The sequence below is a fragment of the Bifidobacterium breve DSM 20213 = JCM 1192 genome (assembly GCF_001025175.1).
GTDB lineage: Bacteria > Actinomycetota > Actinomycetes > Actinomycetales > Bifidobacteriaceae > Bifidobacterium > Bifidobacterium breve.
The window spans coordinates 1,223,647-1,249,222 of sequence record NZ_AP012324.1 but is presented as its reverse complement, the minus strand read 5'-3'; the positions used below and the strand labels follow the sequence as shown (position 1 = coordinate 1,249,222).

The following is a 25,576-nucleotide window of genomic DNA, read 5'->3' as shown; positions in this document are numbered from 1 at the left end:
GGCGTCTATGAGAGATATGCGTCCTTTGCCGGCACGGCCACTTCGATAGAATTATCGGAAACGGATAAGGAGCTTTGATGGAACCGGTGAGGAACGATACGACGACGGATAGGCGCACGGCCGTGGAACTGGCGAAGCGGCTGCTGGTCGATTCGATCTGGCGCACCGCCAAGATCGAGGTTGATGGCGTCACCTTCCCCGACACGCAGGAAATCTTCGACGGGCGCGCGCCCGAGGGTATGAGCGTGGACGATATAGTCACGGTGAACAACATCAAGCGCGCGTGGAGATTCCTGCTCGAGAACATCGACTATCCGGTCGATTGGCAGTACATCCGCGAATACAACCGCATCATCGGCGAAGGCCTCGTGCGCGACGCCGGCCGCTTGCGTGAATACGGCGTGAGGATCGGCGGCACGGGATGGGTGCCGGAGATTCCCGCCGTCGAATCCTCACGGGAAAGGGTTCGCGGCATCCTGGAGGAGTCGGAAGGGGAGGACACTGCGATGCTGCTGTTCGGCGCGGTCACGCGGGGACAATGGTTTTCGGACGGCAACAAGCGCACCGCGTTGATGGTTGCCAACCACCAGCTCATACACGACGGCATCGGCGTCTTCTCGATCCCTCCCGAAGACAAGGCGCAGTTCGTCTCCATGCTCCTGCGCTACTACGAGACGGGCGACTACTCCCGGCTCTCCGATTGGCTCTCACAGAACGCCGTCGGCCATGTGCCCGGCGGGCTGACTCTGGCCCAATCGTCTGGGATCGTGGAAAAGACGAATGATGCCGTGAACGGGATGGGCATCGTGCCCGGTGTTCCCCTCGACGGCCTCGATGGAGGCTCCGGCTTACTGAGGTGACGTGTGCGAACGGGAGAACGCCGCCGACGTGCTCGCCGACTTGCAGGCATAGGTGGGCGAACCGTTCGACACCGCAGGCCGACGCTACGATGGCGGCAAGGAATCCGTGGACCGCTTCTGGAAGGATCTGAAAACCGATCAGGGCATGTCGGTGGAATCCCGATACGTTGAACTGGCGTTCGGATGCCCTCCCATCGAATGGGATATCGATATGAGGGTAAGGGACTTCGCCGACCGCATGGGCGACGAATATACGAGCCTGTACGAGAAGGGCGAGACCGGCATCAAGGGCGGTGATTTCGAACGTTTCGGCGCGTTCGTGGACAATCACCTCGACTTCATGTGCGCCCTGACGAAGGCCAGGGCATGGATCCCATCAGCAGCGACCGGGAGATCGGCGTATTCCTCAACACCTTCGACAAGCTCGCCGCAATGCCCGAACCATCACCGGCGGCACAGGAAAAGGACGATTTTTCTGCCGGCGTATGCGATCCGGCCGACGGGCTCTGCTATTCATGGATAGCCCAGCTCGCTTTGAACGTGTCCGTCGGGAACGCTGACGCGCATGCGAAGAACTATTCCCTGATGTTCTCTCCTGATGGCATCAGGCTTTCTCCCATGTACGACGTTTTGACCACGACCTTCTGGCCTTGGGTGTCCGCCGAGCTGCCCATGCCGGCAAGATAAAATATGAGGTCGTCTTCGGTCACGTCCGTGATGCTCTTGTTCACGATTTTGGAGAAATGGACGATCTGGTACCATCGGGTTCTCAAGGTCTCTTCCGTACGGCCTATGGCTTCCATCCAGTCGATCCACAGTTCGATGGATTCCTTCCAATCCTCGCGTGGCTCGACATGCTCGCAGCTTTTCCTGTTCGAGTTCCAGTACTTCATGGCAGCTCCTTCGCATAGAAAAAGGAAGTGACGTCTTCGTCACTCCCCAGAAAATGCTATTTGCGATTGCATGGAGCCTAGCCAATGTTCTCGCCGACGGCTGAAGCTCTTCGGAAAACCGGGTGCACCGAGAAGAATTGTCGAGACACGCCGATTTGAAGGACAAGCAAAGCAGGTGTACTCTCTACTCCTGTTGCAAGAAGCCCTACGGCTGCAAGCCAGAACCGTATATCGGACGGTCACTGGTTCAAGCTCAGTCACAGGAGCTCACCTGGTCAGGAGACTGGCCGGGAAAACTAAATATTCCTGCGTAGCTCAGTTGGCAGAGCATCCGACTGTTAATCGGACGGTCACTGGTTCAAGCCCAGTCGCAGGAGCTACCTGAAACCCCTTGGAAATCAAGGGGTTTCGTTGTATTTGGACTATGTTCAATCAAGTGATTTGCGGCTCGGTAGTCAATATTTGAATCATCTTGCCGAATTGTAAGCAACACGCCGTTGTGGATAACTGGCAAGCTGGAACCACATATCCCGATTCAGCTGGACATTCCTCTGTCACCGCTTCACTGTGGAAGAACCGGAGCGGAAACCGGCCTGAACAGGGGAATGGGGAACTCATGCGTGCATATCATGCAAACAAACGCCGTGAGGCGGCCAGAAAAGCGTCTATATGGCGTCGCAGAGAGCATCGAAAGGCACAGGAACAGAAACGTGCCATGTGTGCAGTAGCTCTCATTCTTGGGCTGTTACTGCCGCTAGGTCTTGGAATTGCGATGCCGAATGGGGATGCGAAGCATGCCTATGCGACACAACCGCAGTCGGATCGGCAATGCGAGGCCCTTTGCGGATGGCCGGTGCTTGACCCGCGGATTGAACGGGAGTTCGAGAAACCGGCCAAGCGGTGGTTGTCCGGACATCGCGGGATAGATCTCACGGCACAGGCCGGAACCGTGATTGTGGCACCCCAGGCGGGAATAATACGTTTTGCTGGGAAAGTGGCGGAGAAGGACGTGGTCAGCATGCGCCATAGCAATGGTGTGATCTCGACGTTCGAGCCGGCGACCACGACGCTGACGGTTGGCGCAGCGGTTACGCAGGGGCAGTTCATCGGTACGGTTGGTGGTGCGTCGGACCATTGCACAGGGCAGTGCCTGCACTGGGGCCTCAAGCGCGGGGAAGATGATTATCTGGATCCACAGCGGTATGCGGGGAATCAGAAGATCGTGTTGAAACCGTTATGATTCAGGCTCGGTTTACAAGCCGGCATCGGCCAAAGAGATATATCCCGGATCGATCAATGTGACCTTGAGATTGCTGGCGCTGACGGCCAAAAGCGGCCCGCTGATGGTGGGAACCTTTTTCTTGCCGCCCACTTCGGTATTCCGCACGGAAGACATGGAAGTCAATGTTTGGCCCTTGTTGAGCAGTGCGCATGCCTCAGCAATGTTCTCGGCCAAGGTCTGGCGATCCTCTATGCCGGTCATCCATTGTTTGCCGTTCACGATAGACGGGATATTCGAGACGTAGGCACCATATCCGGTAACCAGAGGCCATTGCGAGTCCTTGGTCTTATCGGTTTTATCCGTGGCGGTGGAGTCGTCCTGGGTATCTGCGGAATCGGTGGAATCGGCCGAATCGTCTTTCTCGGGAGACTTGATGGGGTCAGGAACATCGCTGCGGCTCAGATCCTTCTTGCCGGTGATGTTGCCGACTATGCCGGAAATAGTGATTTGAGGATTGATATCAGCAGCGGATCCGGTATATCCAAGATCGTCCAGTTCCGTGACGACTTCCGAGGCGATGTAGTCATTCATGGCGATGATGCCGTCAATGCGGGTGGGAGAGGCATGTTCGTCGGCTTTGGCCAAGCGCGCGTCGAGTACCTTTGCGGTGGATCCTTCCTTGGACGCGTCGTAGGCCACGGATTGCCAATCATCCTCGGTGGAGTTGCCGTTCAATGTACCTGAAGGACTTTCCACAACGCCTTTTTGGTAGTAGGCGCCCAGCACCTGCCAGATGCCGCGGAACGCTTCTTGGACAAAGGTGGAGTCGCTGGCCTCGCCTGACTCATCCACAGCGGTATACGGCATCAGCACTTCGATGTACTTGGGATTGTCTTTACTGGCCTTGCTGAGTTCAAGCTTGGATACGATTTTTTCGGCCTGCAGCTTGCCGATGGCTTGCGCATCCGAGAACCTGACGAAGGCGTCTGGTTTGTAGCCTTTGATGCTGTTGCCCATGAGCACCACATGCATGCCGGACTCTTTAGCCAGTTTCAGCGACGACACCAGTCGATCCACCGCTTCAGCTTGGGCCGCGTTCTTGGAATCACCGGCCGTTTTGGATGCGTCGGATGACGAATCATCGGTGGAATCAGAACCCGTAGATGAATCCGACGAGTCTGACGAATTGGACGAGTCAGACAAATCCGTGGAATCGCTGCCTTCAGCGGTGTCGGCGGTGCTGAGCTCCTGGCTGACATAGTCCCCGTACTGGCGGGTGGAGGCATCGGCCTCGACTACCGGTGCCACCAGCAGGGTGATGTTGTCGGGGGAGATGACGATGCCGGCATCATCGGTGGTGTTGCTGCCGGAAAGATGATTGACTACATAGTCCTGGATGGCGCGGCTCTGCTTGTCCAGGGAATCGGAAGTCGTGTGGGAAATATCGCCCTTCTTGAATCCGGCGGAGGTCAGTGCCTTGGTGAGATTCGGCGTCAGCTTTGCCCACTTGTTCAACGGGGTCTGCTGGTTCAGCGTGATGCCGTCGGAAGGAGTGAACATGGCCACGACTCCCGGGGCGGACGAAGTGACCGTGGTCTGATCGTCCGCCGTGTCCTGCGAATTCGCGTCGGTGGTGCACGCGGTCAGCGATATTGCCATCGCGCAAGCGGCAACGATGGCGGTAAGAACGGCGGCTGGGCGGCGTGTGAACACCATAAGCGGGCAAAACCTCCTTGGGGCGAGTAGCACTGGTTCACGATTCTAGTAGGGCGGAGTAGAAAAAAGTCCCGGATATGTGGAGGAATCACCACATATCCGGGAACAATCAGGGTTGATGTGTCGAAAAACCGCTCGACTTACTTGGCCAGAGCCTTCTGCAGGTTCTCGTCCAGCGCGTTCATGAAGCCTTCGGTATCGAGCCACGGCTCGTCCGGGCCGATGAGCATGGCCAGATCCTTGGTCATCTGACCGCCTTCAACGGTGTCGACGATGACCTTTTCCAGCGTTTCGGCGAAATGACGGACCTCGGGAGTGTTGTCCAGGTCGGCACGGTGCTTGAGACCGCCGGTCCAAGCGAAGATGGAGGCAATCGGGTTGGTGGAGGTCTTCTCGCCCTTGAGCCAACGGCGGTAATGGCGAGTCACGGTACCGTGGGCGGCCTCGGCCTCGACGGTCTGGCCGTCCGGGGTCATCAGCACGGAAGTCATGAGGCCCAGCGATCCGAAGCCCTGTGCCACGGAATCGGACTGCACATCGCCATCGTAGTTCTTGCAGGCCCAGATGTAGCCGCCATGCCACTTCAGGGAGCTGGCCACCATATCGTCAATCAGACGGTGCTCATAGGTCAAACCGGCGGCCTCGTACTTGTCCTTGTACTCGGTCTCGAACACTTCGGCGAAGGTGTCCTTGAACTGGCCGTCGTAGGCCTTCAAAATCGTGTTTTTGGTGGACAGGTACACGGGGTAGTGGCGCATCAGACCGTAGTTGAAGCAGGCGCGGGCAAAGCCGCGAATGGAATCGTTAACGTTGTACTGTACCTGGGCCACGCCGCCGTCTTCGCCGTAGTTGTGCACCACGTGCTGAATCGGTTCGCTGCCATCGTCCGGGGTGAAGGTCACGGTAAGCTGGCCGGCGCCCGGTACCTTGAAATCGGTGGCCTTGTACTGGTCGCCGAAGGCGTGACGGGCCACGACGATCGGCTTGGTCCAGCCGGGCACCAGACGCGGCACGTTGCTCATCACAATCGGCTCGCGGAAGATGGTGCCGCCCAGAATGTTGCGGATGGTGCCGTTGGGGGACTTCCACATCTTTTTGAGGCCGAATTCCTTGACTCGTGCCTCATCGGGGGTGATGGTCGCGCACTTGACGCCGACATGATGCTTCTGAATGGCGTGGGCGGCATCGATGGTCACCTGATCATCGGTTTCGTCACGGTGCTCGATACCCAGATCGTAGTAGTCGAGGTTCACGTCGAGGTACGGCAGAATCAGACGATCCTTGATGTCCTTCCAGATCACGCGGGTCATCTCGTCGCCGTCGAGTTCGACAACGGTGCCTTCGACCTTGATTTTGGCCATGCTTCCTCCTGATAGATGATGTGAAGATGGTTTTAGTCTTAGCGCATGTTTGTAACGGCGCGAAACAATCGTCCGGTCTGTGGGAAAGTGAGACATGAGCGTCCCGCCCGAGCAATAGTGTGGAAGCCATGTCTCAGGAAATTGAAATCGGTTTGGGCAAAAAGGGCCGTCTCGGCTATGCACTCGATGATGTGGCCATCGTCCCCTCTCGCCGCACCCGCGACCCCGAAGATGTCTCTACTTCTTGGCAGATCGATGCCTACGAGTTCGACGTGCCGGTAATTGGCGCTCCCATGGATTCGGTGACCAGCCCGGCCACCGCCATCGCCATGGGCAAGATGGGCGCGCTTGGCGTGCTCGACTTGGAAGGGCTGTGGACCCGTTACGAGGACCCGACCTCGCTGTTGGATGAAATCGCCGGTCTGCCGGCCGAAGAAGCCACCACTCGCATTCAGCAGATTTACGCCGAGCCGGTTAAGCCGGAACTCATCACCCAACGTCTGCACGAGATTCGTAACGCTGGCGTTACCGTTGCCGGCGCGCTTTCTCCGCAGCGCACCCAGCAGTTCTACTCCACCGTGGTTGATGCAGGCGTAGATTTGTTTGTGATTCGCGGCACTGTGGTGTCTGCTGAGCATGTGTCTTCCGGTCAGGAACCGTTGAACCTGAAGAAGTTCATCTATGACCTTGATGTGCCCGTCATCGTCGGCGGAGCATCCAACTACACTGCAGCCTTGCACCTGATGCGCACCGGCGCGGCCGGCGTACTTGTTGGCTTCGGCGGCGGCGCAGTTTCCGCCACTCGCCAGACCATCGGCGTACAGGCTCCGATGGCCACCGCCATTGCAGACGTGGCCGAAGCCCGTCGTGACTACATGGACGAATCTGGCGGCCGCTACGTACAGGTCATCGCAGACGGTGGCATGGGCGACTCCGGCAGCTTCGTCAAGGCGCTGGCTCTTGGTGCTGACGCGGTTATGCTTGGCGCTCCGTTAGCGCGCGCCACTGAGGCTCCTGGTAAGGGCACTCACTGGGGTGCGGAGGCTCGTCATCAGACGTTACCGCGTGGCTATCGTACCACGGTCGGCACGGTTGGGTCTCTGGAGCAGGTCCTGTTCGGACCGAGCCATGAAGCGGATGGCAAGACGAACTTCATTGGTGCGTTGAAGCGTGCAATGGCTTCCACCGGCTATGTCGATGTGAAGAACTTCCAGCGTTGCGGCATGGTGGTTAACCCGTATTCCAGCCGCTGATCGCAAGACGTTCGCGTTCCATGAACTAATCCATCATGTGAGAAAGGCGTGTCAAGTTACTTGACTTGACACGCCTTTTCATGATGTTGTGTAATCCTGCGCCTGCCGATGGTGGTGGGCCTCGAGGGGGATCGAGGGGGATTCCATGGAATATACGGGCTTTTTTGATATGCGTCGATGCGGGCCTTTGCCGGGGTATGACGGATTCATCGTCGTAGAGTTATCGGATCGTCCGGTCAAGTACCACATACAACCTACCTTCGCCAGCAGCATGAGTGCGCGGGAATGCCATACGATGGCGATGGCTGCATGTCGAATCGCCTGCAATTGCGCCGATGCCATCCGAGGCAAGCTCAGCGTGGATCATTTGCGCCGAGCGCTGACCAACCCTTGTCTAGAACGTCTGAGAACCATGCAGTACTTGCTGGATTCCCATATGGTGACTCATCCGGAAATCAAAACCAAATTCTGCTATCTGCCCACAGTGCCGACTTTGATTGATGGCGTGATCACCGGCGCGGACACGATGGAGATGGTGGTATTCATGACCATTGGCCAGGAAGATTTGCGGGTGAATCTCAAGTTCCGGTATATCGGTTCCAGATGGATGTGTGTCTTTGCCGATTTGGGGTAGCGTTTCGGCTCAAAGCTGACATGACTTCATGCGGACGGCGTAGTCATAGGACAGGTCGCGCCTATAGTAGAGCGTATGCGTGAACATGTTGAAGAACCTAGGTATGTCACCACCGACGAGGACACGGTGTTCTCTCTGCTGGTCAAGCGTGCAGCCCGCACGCCGGATGACACCATTGCCGAATGGCAGGATGACGATACCCATCAATGGCGTGGCGCCACTGCAACGGAAATGCTCAGCCGTGTCCGCGAGGTGGCCAAGGGACTGCTCGGCCTCGGCGTGAAGGCCGGGAGCATGGTGCTTATCTACTCGCCCACCTGTTACGAGTGGGGCGTGGCTGATTTTGCCTGTGCGGCTATCGGAGCGGTTGTGGTTCCGGTGTATGAGACTGATTCCGCCAAGCAGACTGCCGGCATTGTGGAAGAGGTCGATCCGGTCATAGCCTTTGCCGGTGGTTTCCAGCATGCGCAAACGTTGGAGCAGATTCGCGCTGCACATCCGGGCCTGAAATATGTGTTCAACTTCAAGGCCGATGGGCTCGATGCGGTTGCCGATTTCGGACAAAACGTATCCGACGAGATCTTGGACGCTGCCATTGCGCGCATCAAGGCCGACGATTTGCTGACTGTGGTCTACACCTCCGGTTCCACCGGCAAGCCCAAGGGGGCCATGCTCTCGAATCGCAACTACACGCATATTGTGCTTAACGGCTATGAGATTCTGCGTGGCATGCTCTATGACGACAATCGCCTGCTGCTCTTCCTGCCGCTTGCGCACTGCTTCGCGCGGTACATCCAATATGTATGCATCGGCGGCTGCGGTGTGGTCGGATACATTCCCGATGCCAAGCATCTGCTCGCCGACATTCGCAGCTTCAAACCCACCTACCTGCTTGGTGTGCCCCGTGTGTTCGAGAAGGTATACAACGCCGCCTCGCAGAAAGCCGGCGCGGGCGTTCAAGGCCATATTTTTGCCCTGTCCGTCAAGCACTTCGTCAAGTGGAGCAAGGACGAGCAGTCGGGGCATGGCCATTCGTTCATCGACCGTATGGCGCATTCCTTCTTTATGGCCACAGTCGGCAAGTCGATTCGTTCCGCCCTTGGCCCGAATCTCAAATGGCTGGCCTGCGGTGGTGCTCCGCTGAACGTGGATCTGGCTCATTTCTTCAATGGCATGGACGACATCACATTCATTCAGGGATACGGCATGACCGAAACCGCCGCTCCGATGCTGGTCAACTGGGAGGATGACAACGAGGTCGGATCGGTCGGCAAGCCCGGTCCCGGTATGGGCGTGCGTCTTGGCGAGGATGACGAAATCGAGCTCACCGGTCCGAACGTGTTCCTCGGCTATTACAAGCAGCCGGAACTCACCGCCCAGGCAATGACCGCCGACGGTTGGATCAAAACCGGTGATCTTGGACGTATCGAAGACCGTGGTTTCACATACATCACCGGCCGTAAGAAAGACATCATCATTACCGCCGGCGGCAAGAACATCAGCCCGGCACCTATGGAAGATGTCATCGACACCTGTCCAATCGTCGCTCACGCGGTGGTGGTCGGCGATGGTAAGCCCTTCGTTTCCGCACTGATTGAGCTTGACCCTGAGATGCTGCATTCGTGGCTGGAAGGACAGGGCCTTGACCCTGATATGTCGCTAGCCGAGGCCAGCGGCAACGATGCGGTGCGCGCTTTCGTGCAGCAGTACATCGATCAGGCCAATGCCAATGTGTCCCGCGCCGAATCCGTGCGCAAGTTCGCGATTCTCGACGAGGAATTCAATCAGGAACATGGCACGCTCACCCCGAGCATGAAGGTGGTGCGTCCTAAGGTGCTGCAGCGTTACACAGCCATCATCGAAGAAGACCTGTACGCGCCCAAGCCTTCCAACAAACCATTGCCGGCCACGGCAAAGATTATCGACAGCACGGTGGCAACCGTCAAGAAATCTTCCGAGCAGGTCAAGCAGGCCTCGGAACAGGTCAAGCAGGCTTCCGAGCAGATGAAGGCCAGCGTGTCTGATTCGATTGCTAGCGTGTCGGAGAAAATCAAGAAGACGAAGAACGAAGCCGATGAGGCTGAGGAAGGCGAGTCCGCAGAGGCAACTGCCGATGAGCTGCCTGATCAGTCAGCCGGCGAGAACAACGAGGAGTAACGAGAAGTGGCCATTCGTGAGATCAGGGTCGTGCCTGACCCCGTCCTGCGCACCCCCTGCGACGAGATTAAGGAAATCACGCCTGCCGTGCGCCGACTGGTTGATGATCTGCTAGAAACGGTGGACGATCCGGGACGTGCTGGCCTGTCCGCCAACCAGATTGGCGTCAGTTTGAGGGCTTTCTCATACAACATCGATGGGAAGGTTGGCTACGTGCTGAACCCGATACTCGAGGAGAAATCCGGCGAACAGTACGGTGACGAGGGATGCTTGTCCGTGCCAGGACTGTGGTACAAGACCCGCAGGGCCGAGTATGCCCGTGTGCGTGGCATTGATCTGGACGGCAAGGAAGTCGTGCTCGAGGGCACTGGCATTATGGGTCGTATGCTTCAACATGAATGCGATCACCTTGACGGACACGTTTACCTGGATCGCCTCGAAAAGGAAGAGCGTCGCGCTGCCATGAAGTACATGCGCGAACATCAGAAGTAGTCCGTTCTTGGCTCCCGCTGGAGGGAGCTGTCAGCGAAGCTGACTGAGGGTGGTCCACTTCAACCACCCTCGGTCTCGCTCCGTTCGACAGCTCCCGCCAACGGGAGCATATTATTCTCGGGTCATGCTATTCTCGAATTTTGTGTGCCACCCGGCAACGAGCGCAGTCGCTGGCGTTCGGAGCCACCCATTATTGTCAACCGGCACACAACAAATTCGCGTCATGCTCGCGACGGCCTGTGTCGGTCGGCTGCAAGCCCGTGAAACAACGGGGGAGTAGCTGCACGCAGGTGCGCATGGCCAGGCAAGAACCGACAATGAAAGGTAGTAATACCATGGCTCAGATCACTATGAGCGAGATGCTGAAGGCTGGCCTGCACTTCGGCCACCAGACCCGTCGTTGGAACCCGAAGATGAAGCAGTTCATCCTCACCCAGCGCAACGGCATCCACATCATCAACCTGTTCAAGTCGCTCGATATGATCGACAAGGCGTACGACTTCATCAAGACCACCGTGGCCCACAACGGCACTGTGCTCTTTGTCGGCACCAAGAAGCAGGCTCAGGAAGCTATTGCCAACCAGGCCACCCGCGTGAACATGCCCTACGTCTCCGAGCGCTGGCTCGGCGGCATGCTGACCAACTTCCAGACCGTTTCCAAGCGCGTCAACCGCCTCAAGGAACTTGAGGAGATGGACTTCTCCGACGTGCACGGCTCCGGTCTGACCAAGAAGGAGCTCCTCCTGCTCGAGCGCGAGAAGGACAAGCTCAACAAGCAGCTGGGCGGTATCCGCAACATGAACCGCACCCCGTCCGCGATGTTCGTGGTCGACATCACCAAGGAATCCCTGGCTGTTGAGGAAGCTCACAAGCTGGGCATCCCGGTTGTCGCCCTGGTCGACACCAACGCCGATCCGGACACCGTCGAGTATCCGATCCCGGCCAACGACGACGCCATTCGCGGCATCGAGCTGCTCACCAGCCTGATGGCCGACGCCGTCGCCGAGGGTCTGCTGGAGCGTTCCGGCCAGGCCGCCAAGGCTGAGGGCGAGACCGCCGAGCAGCCGATGGCCGCTTGGGAGAAGGAACTCCTGACCAACGAGGCTCCTGCCGAAGCCGAAGCCGCTGCTCCGGCCGCTGCTGAGGAGACCGCTGAGGCCCCCAAGGCCGAGTGATACTACGCGATGGGAAGCACTGGTAACAGCGCCTCCCATCGCTCACACGGTAAGCAACATCTTCTTAAAGGAGAATAATCAATGGCAGCAATTACCGCCGCACTGATCAAGCAGGTTCGTGAAGACACCGGCGCCGGCATGCTCGACGTCAAGAAGGCTCTCACCGAGGCTGAAGGCGACGTCGCTCGTGCCAAGGAGATCATCCGCGCCAAGGGCATCGCCGCAGCTGGCAAGCGTGAGGGTCGCAAGGCTCAGGAAGGCACCATCGCCTCCAAGGTCGTCGAGACCGCCAATGGCGAGACCGGTTACGCCGTCGAGCTGAACTCCGAGACCGACTTCGTGGCCAAGACCCCGAAGTTCGTCGAGTTCGCTGACGAAGTGCTCGGCTACGCCGTGGACGCCGACGTCAACTCCGCTGAGGAGCTGGAAGGCGCCAAGGCTGGCGACACCACCGTCAAGCTGGCTGTCGAAGAGGCCGCCGCTCTGTTCGGTGAGCATGTCAAGGTCGGCCAGTTCGCCAAGATTTCCGGCGAGCACGTCGAGATTTACGCTCACAAGAAGTCCGCCGAGATGCCGCCGAGCATCGTCGCCATGATCGCCACCGACAAGGCCGGTGCCGCCGTGGCTCACGAAGCCGCCCTGCAGATTTCCGCTATGGGTGCCAAGTGGCTGACCCGCGAGGACGTGCCGGCCGATGTGGTCGAGTCCGAGCGTCGCGTGGCCACCGAGAAGTCCCAGGCCGAAGGCAAGCCGGAGAAGATCATTCCGAAGATCGTCGAAGGCCGTCTCAACGCTTTCTTCAAGGAAGTCGTGCTCCTCGAGCAGCCGTTCGTCAAGGATCCGTCCAAGACCGTCGGCGCCCTGTTCAAGGAAGTCGGTGGCAATGCCACTGCTTTCGCTCGCGTCGAAGTCGGCAAGGGCGAAGAGGAGTGAGCCTAGCGCTCATTTCACGCGACTAGCGTAATTTTCAAAACGCCATCTGGCTGATTGCAGCCGGGTGGCGTTTTTGTCTGTATACCGAGGGTGTCGCTGCAAGGGGTGTCGTTGTAAGCCGATACGCTTGTCTACGGATATTTTCAGGCATTTTCGGTTGAAGGAAGGCATCAATATGACTGATAGCGATAAGCCGCGCAGAGTTCTGCTCAAGCTGTCCGGCGAGGCATTCGGCGGAGGCAAGGTCGGCATCGACACCCACGTGATTCGTCGTATCGCCGAGGAAATCGTTCCCGCTGTGCAGCAGGGCGTGCAGGTGGCCATCGTGGTCGGCGGCGGCAACTTCTTCCGTGGCGCTGAGCTGCAACAGGCCGGTATCGACCGTTCCCGTGGCGATTACATGGGCATGCTCGGCACGGTCATGAACTGCCTGGCGTTGCAGGACTTCCTCGAGCAGGAGGGCCAGGCCACCCGCGTGCAGACCGCCATTACCATGGGTCAGGTCGCTGAGCCGTACATTCCACTGAAGGCCATTCGCCATCTTGAAAAGGGGCGTGTGGTGATTTTCGGTGCCGGCGCAGGTATGCCGTACTTCTCCACTGATACCGTCTCCATCCAGCGCTCTCTGGAAATCCACTGCGATGAGGTGCTGATGGGCAAGAACGGCGTCGACGGCGTATACACCGCCGATCCGCGCAAGGATCCTGAAGCCAAGCGCTTCGAGACCCTGAGCTACAACCGTGCGCTGGTCGACAATCTGGCCGTTATGGACGCATCCGCGCTTTCCATGGCCCGCGACAACAAGAAGCGCATCCGTGTGTTCGGTCTTGAAGGAACCGGCAACGTGACCCGCGCCCTGATTGGCGAAGAGATCGGCACATTGGTCTCCACCGCCGAGTCGCGCGTGGCCGAGTAGTCCCGAGCGCCTACAATCGAATACAAGCGTTCATAGAAGAACCCCAAACACAAGGAGTGAACATGTCCCTCATCGATCAGGCCAAGGAACAGATGGCCAAGACCGTGGAAAACACCAAAGAGAACTTCGCTGGTATTCGTACCGGTCGCGCCAATCCGGCTCTGCTGAACGGCATTGTGGTCGATTACTACGGTGCTCCGACGCCGATCAAGGCCGTGGCCTCCATCGGTGTGCCTGAGCCCCGCACCCTGTCCGTCACCCCGTTTGACGCCTCTCAGGCTGCCGCGGTGGAGAAGGCCATTCGCAACTCCGATCTGGGTGTCAGCCCGAACCGCGACGGCAATGTCATCCGTCTGACCATGCCGGAACTCACCGAGGATCGCCGCAAGGAATACGTCAAGCTCGCCAAGTCCAAGGCCGAGGATGGCAAGGTGGCCGTGCGCAACATTCGCCGCAAGACCAAGGAAACCATCGATAAGTCTGTCAAGGACGGCGACATGGGCGAGGACGAGGGCGATCGTCTGCTCAAGGATCTCGACAAGGTCACCAAGTCCGTTACCGATGAGATTGATGCTCTGCTGGACACCAAGCAGAAGGAGATCATGGAGGTCTGATTCGATCAGACCTGGAGAATGGCTATGGAACGCAACGAACAACTCCATGAAGAGGCCGAAGAGGCTCTCGATCAGATCAACAAGAAGACTGGTCGCAATATGCCTCAGGCAATTGCCACGGGTGCGGCACTGGTCATACTGATCGTCGCTTGCCTGTTGCTCAGCATTGATGTGTTCGTGCTGTTGGTCGTTGCGTTCATGATTCTGGCACTCTGGGAACTCCGCGTGGACTTCGCCACGGTAGGACTGCACATTCCTGTAGTTATGCTCTGGATTTGCTCCTCCTTCACCCTGATTGCCACGTATTATTCTCCCTACCATCTCATCACGATGTCGCTGAGCGTCATCGTCTCCATCATTCTTGTTGCCATCGCCGCAAGCGCAAAGCTTACGCTTGGCAACCGGCTTTCTCTGGCGGTCGCCGGCAAACTGTCCAACACGGACGCCAGCGCTCGTCTGGAATCCTCATACAATCACGACGGCGGTGAACAGCATCACTCCCGGTTGAGCCATGTGGCAGTTTCCGTGCTGACCGTGCTCTACATTCCGTTGCTGGCCAGCTGCATCATCATTCCGCTGACGTTCAACGATCATCCTATTGCCCATGCCATCATGCTGGTGTTCATGCCTGCACTGTCTGATACGGGTGGTCTGTTTGCCGGCGCATGGCTCGGCAAGCACAAGCTCAGCCCGCGCATTTCGCCGAAGAAGTCCGTCGAAGGTCTGATTGGCTCGATGCTGTTCGCCATGATTGGCTCGTTTGCCGTATTCATCTTCACCTATGACCCGTCGTTGCAGACCAGCCGTTGGTGGGTGCCGATTGTAGCGGGCATTCTGATTGGTGCAGTTGGCACGTTTGGTGATTTGTGCGCCTCCATGCTCAAGCGTGATATCGGCATCAAGGACATGGGCCATCTGTTGAAGGGGCACGGCGGAGTGATGGATCGCGTGGATTCGATTCTGATGAGCGCGCCGTTCACCTGTGCGTTGCTGTGGGTCACCGGACTGTGACCGATTGAGAGTGGAACGACTGGTTATGACCATACCTGAAATCGATACCCCGGAGACCGGCATCACTCCTGGTGGTACGTCTGGAGCTTTCCGCGACGTGCTTTCCAAAGATCACGCCCGGCGAGGCAAGCCGCCGCTGCATTTCGTGGATATGACTCCCGCGCAGCGTATTGAAAAGGCGGCCGAATTGGGACTGCCTAAATTCCGCGTCAAGCAGTTGGCCAATCATTATTTCGGGCATTTCGATGTGAATGCCGCGGAATTCACTGATTTTCCCGCTGCGAAGCGTGATGAGGCCGCTGCTGCATTCTTCCCGCAGCTCATCACCGAAGTGACCCGTCAGGTGGCCGATGAGGGCACCACTATCAAGACGTTATGGAAGCTGTTTGACGGCTCCTTGATCGAATCGGTACTTATGCGGTACCCGACCCGTACCACGCTGTGCATTTCCTCGCAGGTCGGTTGCGGCATGGGATGCCCGTTCTGCGCCACTGGCAAGCTGGGTTTGACCCGCAACATGTCCACCGGCGAGATCGTCGAACAGGTACGTGTGGCCGCCAAAATGATGCGCGATGGTGAAGTGGCCGGGGGAGAAGGCCGCTTAAGCAATATCGTGTTCATGGGCATGGGCGAGCCGATGGGCAACTACAATTCCGTGCTTTCCGCCGTGCGCCAGATTTCTGCGATGCCGCCGGAGGGCTTTGGCATTTCCGCACGCAATATCACCGTATCCACGGTGGGTGTGGTGCCTGGTATCAAGAAGCTTACTGCCGAAGGCATTCCGGTGCGTTTGGCGGTCTCCCTGCATGCGCCTAGCGACGAGCTGCGCGATGAGCTGGTGCCGATGAACAAGCGTTTCAACACCACTCAGGTGCTGGACGCGGCACATGATTACTGGCTTGCCTCCAAGCGCCGTGTCAGCATCGAATACGCACTCATGCGTGGCATCAACGATCAGGCCGAGCATGCGCAGCTGCTGGCCAAGCGGCTCAACCATTACGGTGATAATTGGGCTCACGTCAATCCGATTCCGCTGAACCCGATTGAAGGCTCAAAGTGGACGGCTTCCAAGCCGGAAGACGAGAAGCAATTCCTGGAAATTCTGCACCGCGCGGGCATCACCGCAACTCTGCGTGACACCCGCGGCCAGGACATCGACGGTGCCTGCGGTCAGCTCGCTGCCAAGGAGCGGTAGTTAGTTCAGCGCATCCTTGATTGCGTCCACGAAGTAGTCCAAATCAGCGGGCTTGCGGGACGTGATGAGCTTGAAGCCGTTGGCATCATCCACGTGCAACTGCTCGTCGACGTAATGACCGCCGGCGTTTTTGATATCGGCGGCGGTGTAACGGCAAGGGGAGGCGGTCTTGCCGGCAACCAGTCCAGCATTGACCAGTAGCCAAGCGCCATGGCAGATTGCGGCAATCGGCTTGCCCTCATGCGCGAACTCCTGCGCCAGCGTAATGGCATCCTCATTGACACGAATGCGATCCACATTGCAAGTGCCGCCGGGCACCACCAGCAGGTCATAATCAGAGGCCTGCACATCGCTCAGCAGCGCATCCGGCGTCAGCGTCTCGCCTTCGTAACGGTCGTGCTGCACGGTCTCGCACGGGTCCAGCGTGATGGCGGCAAGCGTCACCTGAGCTCCGGCAGCCTTGAGGTCACGCAGCGGGCGCGTCAGCTCAGTTTCCTCAATGCCCCAGTTTGTTGACGATAATCAGAACCTTGCTGTTCTCCACAGCCATAGTGGTCTCCTTCACGCGATTGGGATTGTTCCACTGGCTATTCTCTCACGGTTCGGGCTGCTATGCGCCTGCTTTGCCGACCGCATATAGTGGTAATTCTCATATTCCAGAAATGACTGCTTCCCATGTAACGGGCGGTAGGTAGTCTGAAAAGTTGTAAAGCAAAGCCAAACAGGGAGTGAAGCATGTCGTTGGCGGTACGAGTCATCCCATGCCTGGATGTTGACGCCGGTCGTGTGGTAAAAGGTGTGCATTTCGAAAACCTCAAGGATGCCGGCGATCCGGTGGAATTGGCCGCCGAATACTACCGTCAGGGTGCCGATGAAATCACCTTCCTGGATGTGACCGCCTCCAGTTCCCACCGCAATACGATGATCGACGTGGTCTCCCGTACTGCCGAGCAGGTGTTTATTCCGATGACCGTGGGCGGCGGCGTGCGCACGCCCGAAGATGTCGATTCGCTGCTGCGCTGCGGCGCGGACAAGGTCGGAGTGAACACCGCCGCCATCAACGATCCGTCGTTGATCAGCCGCGTGGCCGACCGCTTCGGTAACCAGGTGCTGGTACTGTCCGTTGATGCCCGCCGTGAACAGGGCGAACAGCATACCCAGTCCGGCTTCGAGGTCACCACGATGGGTGGCCGCAGATCCACCGGTATCGACGCAATCTGGTGGGTCAAACGAGCTGAAGAGTTGGGCGCTGGCGAGATTCTGCTGAACTCGATGGATGCCGACGGCACCAAAGAAGGCTTCGATCTTGAAATGATTCGCGCAGTGCGCAAGGAAGTCAAGATTCCGATTATCGCCTCCGGTGGTGCCGGCAAGGTCGAGGATTTCCCTCCTGCCATCGAGGCCGGTGCGGATGCTGTGCTGGCGGCTTCCGTGTTCCATTACGGAATTCTGACCATCGCCGATGTTAAGGCCGAACTCAAGAAGCACGGTTACACCGTTCGATAAAACGCATACACCTTATTGCTCCTGCTGGCGGGAGCTGTCACGCGTAGCGTGACTGAGGATGGTCCACATAAAGAAGACAAATATGACAGACACTATATACGACAATTCCACTGAACTCGACCCCCGCATCGCCGCACGCCTCAAGCGCGATGCCAAAGGTTTGGTCGCCGCAGTCGTGCAGCAGTACGACACCCACGAGGTGCTGATGGTCGGCTACATGAACGATGAGGCTCTGCGCCGCACGCTCACCACCGGGCGCGTGACCTTCTGGTCCCGTTCCCGTCAGGAATACTGGCGCAAGGGCGACACCTCCGGCCATGTGCAGTACGTCAAGGGTGTGTCCTTGGACTGCGACGGCGATGCACTGCTGGTTGAGGTCGATCAGGTCGGTGCCGCCTGCCACACCGGCAAGCGCAGTTGCTTCCTCGAAGGAGGCCCTCTGCCCGTGGTCGAAGGTCATCGTCCGGTCGAGCAGTAGAGTTGGTTCCTTTCTCTGGCTCCCCTCTCTGAGGCTGAACCGTCAAGAAAACGCGGAGGCGTTTTTAGGCGAAGGCGAACGACAGTGAGCAAAATATAATCAGCCGGAGGCTGTCCTCTCTTGCGACGAGCTGTCAGCACAGCTGACTGGGGGGAGCTTCATCGGCAGTAGAATAAACGTCATCAACGCAAGTAAAGGAGCGAACATGAGCGAATGCAGCGTCGAACACCTGAAGTGGGGTGCCACCTGGCCCAGTCGCGAACAGTTTCACGAGCTTGCCGATGCCGGCTATCGTGTGGTTCCCATCGTGCGTCGTTTGCTTGCCGATTCGCTCACCCCGGTCGGCTTCTACGAGCGTCTTGCTGGCGGCCGTTCCGGCACATTCATCCTCGAATCCGCGGAATATGGCGGCACGTGGAGCCGATACAGCTTCATTGGCGTCAACTCGATGGCTCAACTGCGTTCCAACAATGGTCAGGCCGACTGGCTGGGCAAAGTCCCTGTCGGCGTGCCCACCGAAGGTGACGTGATCGAGGTCGCTCACGCCGCTCTGAAGGCCCTCAAAGCCCCGCATGTGGCGGGTCTGCCGAACCTGACCAGCGGTCTGGTCGGCACAGTCGGTTGGGATGCGATTCGTCATTGGGAACCGACCTTGCGCGCCGAGGCCCCGGATGAGACCGGCCAGCCGGAAACCGTGCTTGCCCTGGCCACCGATATCGCCGTGGTCGACCACATATCCGGTTCGGTATGGCTCATTGCCAACGCGGTCAACGTGGACAACAAGTCGACCCGAGCCGACGCCGCCTACAACGAAGCCGTCGCTCGACTCGACCAGATGCAGCGTGACGCTGTCACGCCGGCTCCTGACGAGTTTCGTGTCAATATTCTGGACGAAACGGTTGCTCAGCCTGAGTTGCGTTTCCGTACTGAGAAAAGCCACTACGAGCAGGCCGTCGAACGTGCCAAGCAACATATCGTGGACGGCGATGTGTTTCAGGTGGTCATCTCCCAGCGTCTCGACATCGATTCGCCCGCCGACCCGTTCGACGTCTACCGTGTGCTGCGTACGCTGAACCCGAGCCCCTACATGTATTTCATGGCGTTGACCGACGCGCAGGGCCGTGATTTCAATGTCATCGGCTCCAGCCCGGAAACCCTTATCAAGGTAGACAATGGCCACGCGATGACCTTTCCGATTGCCGGTTCTCGCCCGCGTGGTGCCACCCCGGAGGAGGACGAGAAGTTCGCCAAGGAGTTGCTTGCCGATCCGAAGGAACGCAGCGAGCACATCATGCTCGTGGATCTGTCCCGCAACGATCTGAGCAAGGTGTGCGTGCCACAGTCCGTGGAAGTCGTACAGCTCATGGATATCAAGCGTTTCAGCCACATCATGCATATTTGCTCGACGGTCACCGGTAAGGTCGACCCGTCGCTAACCGCCTTTGACGTGTTCAAGTCCGCGTTCCCTGCAGGCACGCTCTCCGGAGCTCCCAAGCCGCGCGCGGTGGAAATCATCGACGAACTGGAACCGGCCGATCGTGGTATCTACGGCGGTACCGTCGGCTACTTCGATTTCTCCGGCAATATGGATATGGCCATCGCCATTCGTACCGCGTTCCTGTGCGATCATGAGGCGAGCGTGCAGGCTGGTGCCGGCATCGTGCTCGACTCTGTGCCTGCCACCGAATGGCAGGAGACCCGCAACAAGGCCGAAGCCAGCGTCGAATCCATCCAGATTGCCGCCCAGCTGCGCGAGCTGTGAGATAGACGGACATGGGAAGCCCATACAGAAAAACTGTATGGGCCAAGCATTTCATAAGTCATGCGACTACGGTGTAAGCCACCGAAACAAGCGATTGGGAAGTCTCACGCTGGGAGACCGGTATGGCACATCATCTGACTGAAGCAGGGCATGAAAACAGTCGAAGCACACGCCGACGCTTCGAACGGATACTTGCTGTTGCAGTGATTGTGATGCTTGTTTTAGGTGGTGTGTTGGCTGCACGTCACCTGGCCCGAGTACTGCCCATGTCATTAACGGCTGGCGTAACACAGGTGGCGGGTTTGCTGGCGGGAACACCGGACCCAACCTCAGCGGATTCGGCTGCATCGGAATCAGATATCATGTCGACTGATGAGGCGAATCGCAAGTATTCGAAAGCCGCCAGCACGGTTGATTTCAACGGCAACGGTGTGGACGACTATGCAGATATTGTTACCGGTGCCCGTAAGGATGCCGAAAATCACCCGGCCTATGACTCCGACTATTATCAGGGCGGCTACCCGCCGGCCGATCGTGGTGCCTGCACCGACTCGGTGTGGCGTGCGTTTCGTGAAGCCGGTTACGATCTGAAGGCCATGGTCGATACAGATATCGCCGCCGACCCGGCTAGCTACGTTGCCGTAGCACCGAAGCCGGATTCGAACATCGATTTCCGCCGCACCGGCGTGCTTGACGTGTTCTTCGCGAAATACGGGCAGACGCTCACCACGGACACCGCCGACGTTGCGCAATGGCAGGGCGGTGACATCGTGGTCTTCCAGCACGTCAAGCATATCGGCGTCATCTCGGACAAACGCGACAAGAATGGCACCCCGTACGTGATTCACAATATGGCCCAGAAGCAGCGCGAGAATGACTACTTCTCATTCAAGAAGCACATGACGGTCACCGGGCACTACCGTTTTGACGCGTCGAAAGTACCGCAGAGCGTGCTCAAGGCTTGGCAGTGACAGCTGAGATGGTACTGGCACTACCGGCACTGGCTGCGGCCCCATCAGCCGAATCGACGTCAGTTGCTTTCCCGCCATCGATCACCAGTCGCAGATAATCGCGGTCGGCGGACTTGCGATGCGGCACGAACCGGCTGATGATGGAGTCCTTTTTGCCGCGGTTTTTCACATACAAGAAGCCGAACACGGAGAACACGACCGCGCCGATGAAGTTGACGATGAGATCTTCCATCGTGTCGATCAGGCCGATATCGAGATAGCCGCCGAGGTCCAGATTCTGGCCGTTGACTGTAACCTGTGTGATGTCGCTGATATGAATCGCGTGATTGGTGTGCGTGGGGTCGAGCATCACCGAGCTGATGGAATGCACAATGGCGTCTTTCTGCATGTCAAACCCGAATAGCTGGTCCATGCCGAATTCGAAGAACTCCCAGATTACGCCGATGGTCATGGAGAAGCAGAAGGAGACAATCGCCAGATACAGAGGCGAAAGCTCAAACTTCACCCGGTCGGATCGGTTGAGCAGGTCGACCAATGAGAAGCCGATCGCCGCGGCGAGGAAGCCGTTCATCGTGTGCAGCACTGTGTCCCAGAACGGGAAGATCTCATAAAACGAGCTGATCTCACCAAGAATCTCGGCCGAGAACGCAAACACTAGCACGATGACTTCGAGCACCGAAGGCAGCTCGATGCGGAACTGCACCTGGATAAATGCCGGTGCCAACAGCAGCAGTAACGTAAGGATGCACAGAAATACGTTCTCATAATTGCCGTTGAAGAATTGGAGTATGGCCATGGCGAGCACCAGCATGCGCAGCACCACATAGACCGCGAACGAGCTCTTGTGCTCGCGGATTTCCATGCCCATAGCTTGGCTCATGGTTTTCCAGCGTGCATGCAGCGACGGCTTGCGCGGCTTGCCTTGCTGTGGCTGACCGGACTGGTCGTTCTGCAGGTTGGCGTATGTTGTCGTTTGCTTCCGCGATTGTTTCTCGGTCATCCTCGCCTCTTTCTCGCACTGTTCTCGCGCCAGTCTATCCGATTTACAAGAAAAAGCATTCATCTGGGGATCTTGAGTCAATTCTGTAATGCATTGCAGCCATGCTTTTCGTTTACTAGATGGATTCGTTCGTCCGCATGAATCGAATTTGACCCTTAAGAGCATATGATGCATAAATACATGGAAAGGAGAAGTTGATGACTCCGATTGAACTCTCGACCCGTCGTCGAGTTACAGGTCTGACCTCGGACGAGTTCGCTAGGCTGTTCGTTTCACTGCAGCGCGAGGTGGACGGCGAGGCCGCGCAATGGAGCGCTACGGATGTCGAATCCTGGGAGCTAGTTGGCCCGCCGGTGACTGCCGAGCAGCATCTCATCGACACGTTTGCCGCGGCCAATGAATTCGTGTCCACGCTGGCCGATCGGCTTTACCACACGATTATGCCGGTTACGGAGGATTCGCTCATCACCGCATACTCCGATGACATCACGTTCTGGGGTTCCCATCCGGATCTCGGCGGTGTGCCGCACGCGCTCTGGAACATCGCCGCATTGCAGGCGGCGGAATGGGCTCGCAAGGAGACTGGCATCACTTGCGAACTGGATGTACGCAAGCCGTTGGTGTGAACTTTGGAATTCGAAATCGCCGCGAGAAGCGAATGTCGTTTTTGAACATTTGCTTGTGCTGCCGATTATTGAAGTGACTCATTGAGATAGTCGCGCAGTACCAAGGCATGATTGACTTGCGGGTCTTTGGCCGCATACAGCAACGTCACGTCGGGATGCTCCGCGCAGATACAGCGCAGGTCTTCGACGGCGGTATTGGCGTCAAGTTCGGCAACGTACCGGGCTTGGAATTCCGCGAATTTCGCGGGGTCATGGCCGAACCATTTGCGTAGCGAGGGAGAAGGGGAGACGGCCTTCAGCCACAGGTCCAGGGCCGCGCGCTCCTTTGTCATGCCGCGCGGCCACAGGCGGTCCACCAGCACGCGGAACCCGTCCGATGCTGCCGGCTCCTCATATATGCGCTTGATTGCAATCCCCATATATTCCATGATTGGCGCGTGCTCATAAAAAGTCAAGAGGCGGCGCACGGCAAGGAGCAATCCGTTGCTGCGGGAATGTGGAGAACCATTGAGATTGCAGTCTGCATGAGCCGTTGAAATTCATTTGACGGTTGCCGAGTTGACGGATTCCATTCACTCACGCTATGTATAATTATGCGTGAGCTGGATATTTGCGCGGGAACGTCGCAAGTAAGGCTCACCACAACTCAAGAATAATCGAACAGTATTGTCAGCAATTTCAGTAGTTCCATGCATACATGTACTAAGGAGCAACCATGAGTTTGATCGATGATGCGAAGGATTTTGCCAAACAGGCCGGCAGCAAAGTTGCCGATACGGCCCGCGATATCAAAGACAAGGCTACCGACAAGGCCTCTGACCTGGTGGACAAGGCCGGGGATGCGCTCGACGAGGCCAAAGCCAAGGCGGATGTCGCCAAAGCCGAGGCTGCCAAGAAGGCCACCGAGGTCAAGAACGACGCCAAGGAGGCTCTCCGCGAGAATGCGGAGAACTGATTCGTGGCTTTGATCCCGCAATGAGTGCGAGGGGCGGTGACGTTCGGTTATCATCATCCGAACGTCACCGCCCCTCGCGGTTTATTATCTGTTTGCCGGCCTTCTATTGACCTATGAATGGGGATGGACGGCATTCCAATCAAATATGGCTTTTTTATTGTGTTGTATCTATTGTTCGGATATACGCAATCCGCAATGCAAAGAACCGGAGCTGGAACCCGGAACAAAATGCAATCGTTCAATCAGCGTTGATTGGCCCACGGCATGGATAGATCGTCTTCGCTGTCAGACGCTTTTCTGCGTTTCCGCCACCATTGTTGCAGGAAGTAAATGCCGTAACAGACCACGATGAACACGAGCTCAGCCACAAGCGCGAACCGTTGCTCCACATCGAAAATCACCAATATGAACGATGCGGTGCACAGGATGAACGCCGCCCAGGAAACATAAGGGTAGCCAGGCGTGCGGTATTTGAGTTCATCAGCGGAATGGCCAGATGCCAGCCAACGGCGGCGGAACACAATCTGACAGTAAGCGATGGCAATCCACACTACCACGGCGGACAGGCCGGACAGCGCCACCAGCACCAGATACACGGTCGAAGCGGCGATCACGGAAGACAGGAGAGCCAACAGGCCGCCGGCCATTGCGGCGCACAAGGCGAGCATCGGCACACCGCAACGGTTCGTCTTGGCAAACCAGCGTGGAATCATGCCCTCGTTACCCATCGACCACACCATGCGCGTGGAAGCGTACAGGCCGGAATTCGAGGCGGAAAGCACGGCCGTGAGCACCACGAAATTCATGATGTCGCCCGCATAGGGGATGCCGATGCTGTTGAACACGAGCACGAACGGGCTTTCGCCCACGCCGGCCTGGCGCCACGGAATCAGCGCGCACATCACGGTGATCGAGCCGATGAAGAACAGCACCAGACGCCACAGCGTGGTGTGGATGGCTTTCGGCACGGCGGTTTCCGGGTCGCGCGTCTCGCCGGCGGTCACACCAATGAGCTCGGTGCCGGAGAACGCGAAGTTGACGGTCAGAATCGTCGCGAACACCGGCACGAAGCCGTTGGGAAAGATGCCATCTTTGACGAGATTGCCGAACATCGGCGCATGCTGATATCCGGCGATAGGAATAATGCCGAAGATGGCGAGTAGACCGATGATGATGAACGCGCAGATGGCGAACACCTTAATTGAAGCGAACCAGAATTCCGCCTCGGCGAAGAATCGGACGGACAGGGCATTCAAGGTAAAGATGAGGATGATGCACGCCGCGCTCCATACCCATGTGGGGCTGTCCGGAAACCATCGTTGCATGAGCAGACCGGCGGCGGTGAATTCGGAGCCGAGAGCCACCGTCCAAGTGAGCCAATATTGGATCGCGATCACGAAACCGGTGCCGGGGCCGATGAACTTTTCGGCATACACATGGAAGGAACCGGTCACCGGCATGGCCACGGAGAGCTCGCCGAGCGTGAGCATGACCAGATAGACGATGAGCGCACCAATGCTGTACGCCAGAATCGTACCGATCGGGCCTGCCTGCTGAATGGTATATCCGGAGCTCAGGAACAGACCGGTGCCGATCACGCCGCCCAACGAGATCATTTGTAGGTGGCGGGATTCCATGCCGCGCTTCAGGTTCGTGTGCAGAGCGTGTTTATTGTGCTGGCCAGTCGGCTCAGTTGACTGCTCGCCTAATGCGCTCGATTCGTCTGCCTGATTTGGCTTATGCTGCGGGGCATCCATCCTAATCCGCGTTTCCTGTTGCGAGGACGGCGACTGCTTTGCCATGTCGGTATCGGGCTGACTCATGCTTCTCTCTTTGCCATGCGTGC

The 25,576-nt window shown here is 57.8% G+C and carries 27 protein-coding genes and 1 tRNA gene; 21 read left to right on the top strand and 7 right to left on the bottom strand.

Annotation, left to right across the window (positions count from 1 at the left end; translation table 11 throughout):
* Window positions 1–77: 77 nt before the first annotated feature.
* The 3 genes from BBBR_RS05390 to BBBR_RS10360 are packed head-to-tail and all read left to right on the top strand — an operon-like array spanning window position 78 to window position 1,547.
* On the top strand, window positions 78–860 hold the full coding sequence (locus BBBR_RS05390; RefSeq protein ID WP_003829505.1) for a Fic family protein: 783 nt from the start codon (window positions 78–80) through the stop codon (window positions 858–860).
* A 52-nt stretch (window positions 861–912) separates the two neighbouring features.
* Window positions 913–1,383: a hypothetical protein gene (locus tag BBBR_RS11110; RefSeq protein WP_225851436.1), complete on the top strand. Its 471-nt coding sequence runs from the start codon at window positions 913–915 to the stop codon at window positions 1,381–1,383.
* The gene (locus tag BBBR_RS10360) at window positions 1,293–1,547 is read left to right on the top strand and encodes a HipA domain-containing protein (protein ID WP_223261716.1); all 255 of its coding nucleotides are present in this window, start codon (window positions 1,293–1,295) and stop codon (window positions 1,545–1,547) included. The genes BBBR_RS11110 and BBBR_RS10360 overlap by 91 nt, the downstream gene beginning before the upstream one ends.
* Here the strand turns inward: BBBR_RS10360 and BBBR_RS09895 are convergent.
* Window positions 1,436–1,753, bottom strand: coding sequence for an integrase (locus BBBR_RS09895; protein ID WP_025332297.1), 318 nt, complete (start codon window positions 1,751–1,753; stop codon window positions 1,436–1,438). The genes BBBR_RS10360 and BBBR_RS09895 overlap by 112 nt on opposite strands.
* A 304-nt stretch (window positions 1,754–2,057) precedes the next feature.
* Between BBBR_RS09895 and BBBR_RS05375 the strand changes: the two genes are divergently transcribed.
* Together BBBR_RS05375 and BBBR_RS05370 are read left to right on the top strand one after the other, a co-directional pair.
* Window positions 2,058–2,130 (top strand) — tRNA-Asn (locus tag BBBR_RS05375).
* A gap of 239 nt (window positions 2,131–2,369) precedes the next feature.
* Entirely contained in the window at window positions 2,370–2,993 is a 624-nt protein-coding gene (locus BBBR_RS05370) for a M23 family metallopeptidase (RefSeq protein WP_025332296.1), read from the top strand.
* A 12-nt stretch (window positions 2,994–3,005) separates the two neighbouring features.
* Here BBBR_RS05370 and BBBR_RS05365 read toward each other — a convergent pair whose 3' ends face one another.
* Together BBBR_RS05365 and BBBR_RS05360 are read right to left on the bottom strand one after the other, a co-directional pair.
* Window positions 3,006–4,691: a substrate-binding domain-containing protein gene (locus BBBR_RS05365; protein WP_003829499.1), complete on the bottom strand. Its 1,686-nt coding sequence runs from the start codon at window positions 4,689–4,691 to the stop codon at window positions 3,006–3,008.
* Window positions 4,692–4,831: 140 nt separating this feature from the next.
* Window positions 4,832–6,052, bottom strand: coding sequence for an NADP-dependent isocitrate dehydrogenase (locus BBBR_RS05360; RefSeq protein WP_003829497.1), 1,221 nt, complete (start codon window positions 6,050–6,052; stop codon window positions 4,832–4,834).
* Window positions 6,053–6,180: 128 nt separating this feature from the next.
* Here BBBR_RS05360 and BBBR_RS05355 point away from each other — a divergent pair, with 128 nt between their 5' ends.
* The 10 genes from BBBR_RS05355 to rlmN all read left to right on the top strand — a co-directional run bounded on the left by BBBR_RS05355 (window position 6,181) and on the right by rlmN (window position 16,432).
* Window positions 6,181–7,305 carry a GuaB3 family IMP dehydrogenase-related protein gene (locus tag BBBR_RS05355; RefSeq protein WP_003829495.1) on the top strand — a complete coding sequence of 375 codons (1,125 nt, stop codon included), beginning with the start codon at window positions 6,181–6,183 and terminating at the stop codon, window positions 7,303–7,305.
* Window positions 7,306–7,450: 145 nt separating this feature from the next.
* Window positions 7,451–7,939, top strand: a complete 489-nt coding sequence (locus BBBR_RS05350) for a hypothetical protein (protein WP_003829492.1) — start codon at window positions 7,451–7,453, stop codon at window positions 7,937–7,939.
* Between the two features lie 75 nt (window positions 7,940–8,014).
* Entirely contained in the window at window positions 8,015–10,096 is a 2,082-nt protein-coding gene (locus BBBR_RS05345) for an AMP-dependent synthetase/ligase (protein ID WP_003829491.1), read from the top strand.
* A gap of 6 nt (window positions 10,097–10,102) precedes the next feature.
* Window positions 10,103–10,588 carry a peptide deformylase gene (gene def / locus BBBR_RS05340; RefSeq protein WP_003829490.1) on the top strand — a complete coding sequence of 162 codons (486 nt, stop codon included), beginning with the start codon at window positions 10,103–10,105 and terminating at the stop codon, window positions 10,586–10,588.
* Window positions 10,589–10,923: 335 nt separating this feature from the next.
* Window positions 10,924–11,763, top strand: a complete 840-nt coding sequence (gene rpsB, locus BBBR_RS05335) for a 30S ribosomal protein S2 (RefSeq protein ID WP_015438854.1) — start codon at window positions 10,924–10,926, stop codon at window positions 11,761–11,763.
* 81 nt (window positions 11,764–11,844) lie between these two features.
* Complete coding sequence (gene tsf / locus BBBR_RS05330; protein ID WP_003829482.1) at window positions 11,845–12,696, top strand: translation elongation factor Ts; 852 nt, start codon at window positions 11,845–11,847, stop codon at window positions 12,694–12,696.
* A gap of 175 nt (window positions 12,697–12,871) precedes the next feature.
* A complete protein-coding gene (pyrH, locus tag BBBR_RS05325; protein WP_003829481.1) occupies window positions 12,872–13,612 on the top strand; it encodes a UMP kinase in 741 nt (246 codons plus the stop codon).
* A gap of 62 nt (window positions 13,613–13,674) precedes the next feature.
* Complete coding sequence (frr, locus tag BBBR_RS05320; protein WP_003829479.1) at window positions 13,675–14,226, top strand: ribosome recycling factor; 552 nt, start codon at window positions 13,675–13,677, stop codon at window positions 14,224–14,226.
* A 24-nt stretch (window positions 14,227–14,250) separates the two neighbouring features.
* Window positions 14,251–15,237 (top strand): phosphatidate cytidylyltransferase, encoded by a 987-nt coding sequence (locus BBBR_RS05315; RefSeq protein ID WP_014483702.1) that lies wholly within the window; start codon window positions 14,251–14,253, stop codon window positions 15,235–15,237.
* 25 nt (window positions 15,238–15,262) lie between these two features.
* Window positions 15,263–16,432, top strand: a complete 1,170-nt coding sequence (rlmN, locus tag BBBR_RS05310; RefSeq protein WP_003829477.1) for a 23S rRNA (adenine(2503)-C(2))-methyltransferase RlmN — start codon at window positions 15,263–15,265, stop codon at window positions 16,430–16,432.
* Here the strand turns inward: rlmN and BBBR_RS05305 are convergent, their stop codons facing one another.
* Entirely contained in the window at window positions 16,433–16,906 is a 474-nt protein-coding gene (locus BBBR_RS05305) for a DJ-1/PfpI family protein (protein WP_230578549.1), read from the bottom strand. It abuts the gene before it with no gap.
* Window positions 16,907–17,167: 261 nt separating this feature from the next.
* Here BBBR_RS05305 and hisF point away from each other — a divergent pair, with 261 nt between their 5' ends.
* From hisF to BBBR_RS05285, 4 genes are all read left to right on the top strand, one after another.
* Window positions 17,168–17,938: an imidazole glycerol phosphate synthase subunit HisF gene (gene hisF / locus BBBR_RS05300; protein ID WP_003829472.1), complete on the top strand. Its 771-nt coding sequence runs from the start codon at window positions 17,168–17,170 to the stop codon at window positions 17,936–17,938.
* An 82-nt stretch (window positions 17,939–18,020) separates the two neighbouring features.
* Entirely contained in the window at window positions 18,021–18,416 is a 396-nt protein-coding gene (gene hisI / locus BBBR_RS05295) for a phosphoribosyl-AMP cyclohydrolase (RefSeq protein WP_015438852.1), read from the top strand.
* A gap of 205 nt (window positions 18,417–18,621) precedes the next feature.
* Window positions 18,622–20,178, top strand: coding sequence for an anthranilate synthase component I (gene trpE / locus BBBR_RS05290; RefSeq protein WP_003829468.1), 1,557 nt, complete (start codon window positions 18,622–18,624; stop codon window positions 20,176–20,178).
* 362 nt (window positions 20,179–20,540) lie between these two features.
* Window positions 20,541–21,149: a DUF1287 domain-containing protein gene (locus tag BBBR_RS05285; RefSeq protein WP_225851434.1), complete on the top strand. Its 609-nt coding sequence runs from the start codon at window positions 20,541–20,543 to the stop codon at window positions 21,147–21,149.
* Here the strand turns inward: BBBR_RS05285 and BBBR_RS05280 are convergent.
* On the bottom strand, window positions 21,133–22,029 hold the full coding sequence (locus BBBR_RS05280; protein WP_025332295.1) for a hypothetical protein: 897 nt from the start codon (window positions 22,027–22,029) through the stop codon (window positions 21,133–21,135). The two genes, BBBR_RS05285 and BBBR_RS05280, sit on opposite strands and share 17 nt — an antisense overlap.
* 317 nt (window positions 22,030–22,346) lie before the next feature.
* On the opposite strand from BBBR_RS05280, the gene BBBR_RS10890 reads away from it, so the two are divergent.
* Entirely contained in the window at window positions 22,347–22,775 is a 429-nt protein-coding gene (locus BBBR_RS10890) for a hypothetical protein (RefSeq protein WP_003831803.1), read from the top strand.
* Between the two features lie 65 nt (window positions 22,776–22,840).
* Here the strand turns inward: BBBR_RS10890 and BBBR_RS05270 are convergent, their stop codons facing one another.
* Entirely contained in the window at window positions 22,841–23,194 is a 354-nt protein-coding gene (locus tag BBBR_RS05270) for a DUF488 domain-containing protein (RefSeq protein ID WP_014483707.1), read from the bottom strand.
* A gap of 296 nt (window positions 23,195–23,490) precedes the next feature.
* On the opposite strand from BBBR_RS05270, the gene BBBR_RS05265 reads away from it, so the two are divergent.
* Window positions 23,491–23,730, top strand: coding sequence for a hypothetical protein (locus BBBR_RS05265; protein ID WP_003829454.1), 240 nt, complete (start codon window positions 23,491–23,493; stop codon window positions 23,728–23,730).
* A 242-nt stretch (window positions 23,731–23,972) separates the two neighbouring features.
* Here BBBR_RS05265 and BBBR_RS05260 read toward each other — a convergent pair whose 3' ends face one another.
* A complete protein-coding gene (locus BBBR_RS05260) occupies window positions 23,973–25,553 on the bottom strand; it encodes an amino acid permease (RefSeq protein ID WP_025262999.1) in 1,581 nt (526 codons plus the stop codon).
* Window positions 25,554–25,576 lie beyond the last annotated feature (23 nt).

Excerpts from the sequence above, each read along its gene's own strand:
- tsf (WP_003829482.1), top strand. The coding sequence starts at position 11,845 with ATGGCAGCAATTACCGCCGCACTGATCAAGCAGGTTCGTGAAGACACC.
- BBBR_RS10360 (WP_223261716.1), top strand. The coding sequence starts at position 1,293 with ATGCCCGAACCATCACCGGCGGCACAGGAAAAGGACGATTTTTCTGCC.
- BBBR_RS05285 (WP_225851434.1), top strand. The coding sequence starts at position 20,541 with ATGTCGACTGATGAGGCGAATCGCAAGTATTCGAAAGCCGCCAGCACG.
- BBBR_RS05390 (WP_003829505.1), top strand. The coding sequence starts at position 78 with ATGGAACCGGTGAGGAACGATACGACGACGGATAGGCGCACGGCCGTG.
- hisI (WP_015438852.1), top strand. The coding sequence starts at position 18,021 with ATGACAGACACTATATACGACAATTCCACTGAACTCGACCCCCGCATC.
- BBBR_RS05350 (WP_003829492.1), top strand. The coding sequence starts at position 7,451 with ATGGAATATACGGGCTTTTTTGATATGCGTCGATGCGGGCCTTTGCCG.
- BBBR_RS05370 (WP_025332296.1), top strand. The coding sequence starts at position 2,370 with ATGCGTGCATATCATGCAAACAAACGCCGTGAGGCGGCCAGAAAAGCG.
- BBBR_RS05260 (WP_025262999.1), bottom strand. The coding sequence starts at position 25,553 with ATGAGTCAGCCCGATACCGACATGGCAAAGCAGTCGCCGTCCTCGCAA.
- BBBR_RS05355 (WP_003829495.1), top strand. The coding sequence starts at position 6,181 with ATGTCTCAGGAAATTGAAATCGGTTTGGGCAAAAAGGGCCGTCTCGGC.
- BBBR_RS05280 (WP_025332295.1), bottom strand. The coding sequence starts at position 22,029 with ATGAGCCAAGCTATGGGCATGGAAATCCGCGAGCACAAGAGCTCGTTC.
- rlmN (WP_003829477.1), top strand. The coding sequence starts at position 15,263 with ATGACCATACCTGAAATCGATACCCCGGAGACCGGCATCACTCCTGGT.
- BBBR_RS05360 (WP_003829497.1), bottom strand. The coding sequence starts at position 6,052 with ATGGCCAAAATCAAGGTCGAAGGCACCGTTGTCGAACTCGACGGCGAC.
- hisF (WP_003829472.1), top strand. The coding sequence starts at position 17,168 with ATGTCGTTGGCGGTACGAGTCATCCCATGCCTGGATGTTGACGCCGGT.
- pyrH (WP_003829481.1), top strand. The coding sequence starts at position 12,872 with ATGACTGATAGCGATAAGCCGCGCAGAGTTCTGCTCAAGCTGTCCGGC.
- BBBR_RS05265 (WP_003829454.1), top strand. The coding sequence starts at position 23,491 with ATGAGTTTGATCGATGATGCGAAGGATTTTGCCAAACAGGCCGGCAGC.
- trpE (WP_003829468.1), top strand. The coding sequence starts at position 18,622 with ATGAGCGAATGCAGCGTCGAACACCTGAAGTGGGGTGCCACCTGGCCC.
- BBBR_RS05270 (WP_014483707.1), bottom strand. The coding sequence starts at position 23,194 with ATGGGGATTGCAATCAAGCGCATATATGAGGAGCCGGCAGCATCGGAC.
- BBBR_RS05345 (WP_003829491.1), top strand. The coding sequence starts at position 8,015 with ATGCGTGAACATGTTGAAGAACCTAGGTATGTCACCACCGACGAGGAC.
- BBBR_RS09895 (WP_025332297.1), bottom strand. The coding sequence starts at position 1,753 with ATGAAGTACTGGAACTCGAACAGGAAAAGCTGCGAGCATGTCGAGCCA.
- BBBR_RS05365 (WP_003829499.1), bottom strand. The coding sequence starts at position 4,691 with ATGGTGTTCACACGCCGCCCAGCCGCCGTTCTTACCGCCATCGTTGCC.
- BBBR_RS10890 (WP_003831803.1), top strand. The coding sequence starts at position 22,347 with ATGACTCCGATTGAACTCTCGACCCGTCGTCGAGTTACAGGTCTGACC.
- frr (WP_003829479.1), top strand. The coding sequence starts at position 13,675 with ATGTCCCTCATCGATCAGGCCAAGGAACAGATGGCCAAGACCGTGGAA.
- BBBR_RS05315 (WP_014483702.1), top strand. The coding sequence starts at position 14,251 with ATGGAACGCAACGAACAACTCCATGAAGAGGCCGAAGAGGCTCTCGAT.
- rpsB (WP_015438854.1), top strand. The coding sequence starts at position 10,924 with ATGGCTCAGATCACTATGAGCGAGATGCTGAAGGCTGGCCTGCACTTC.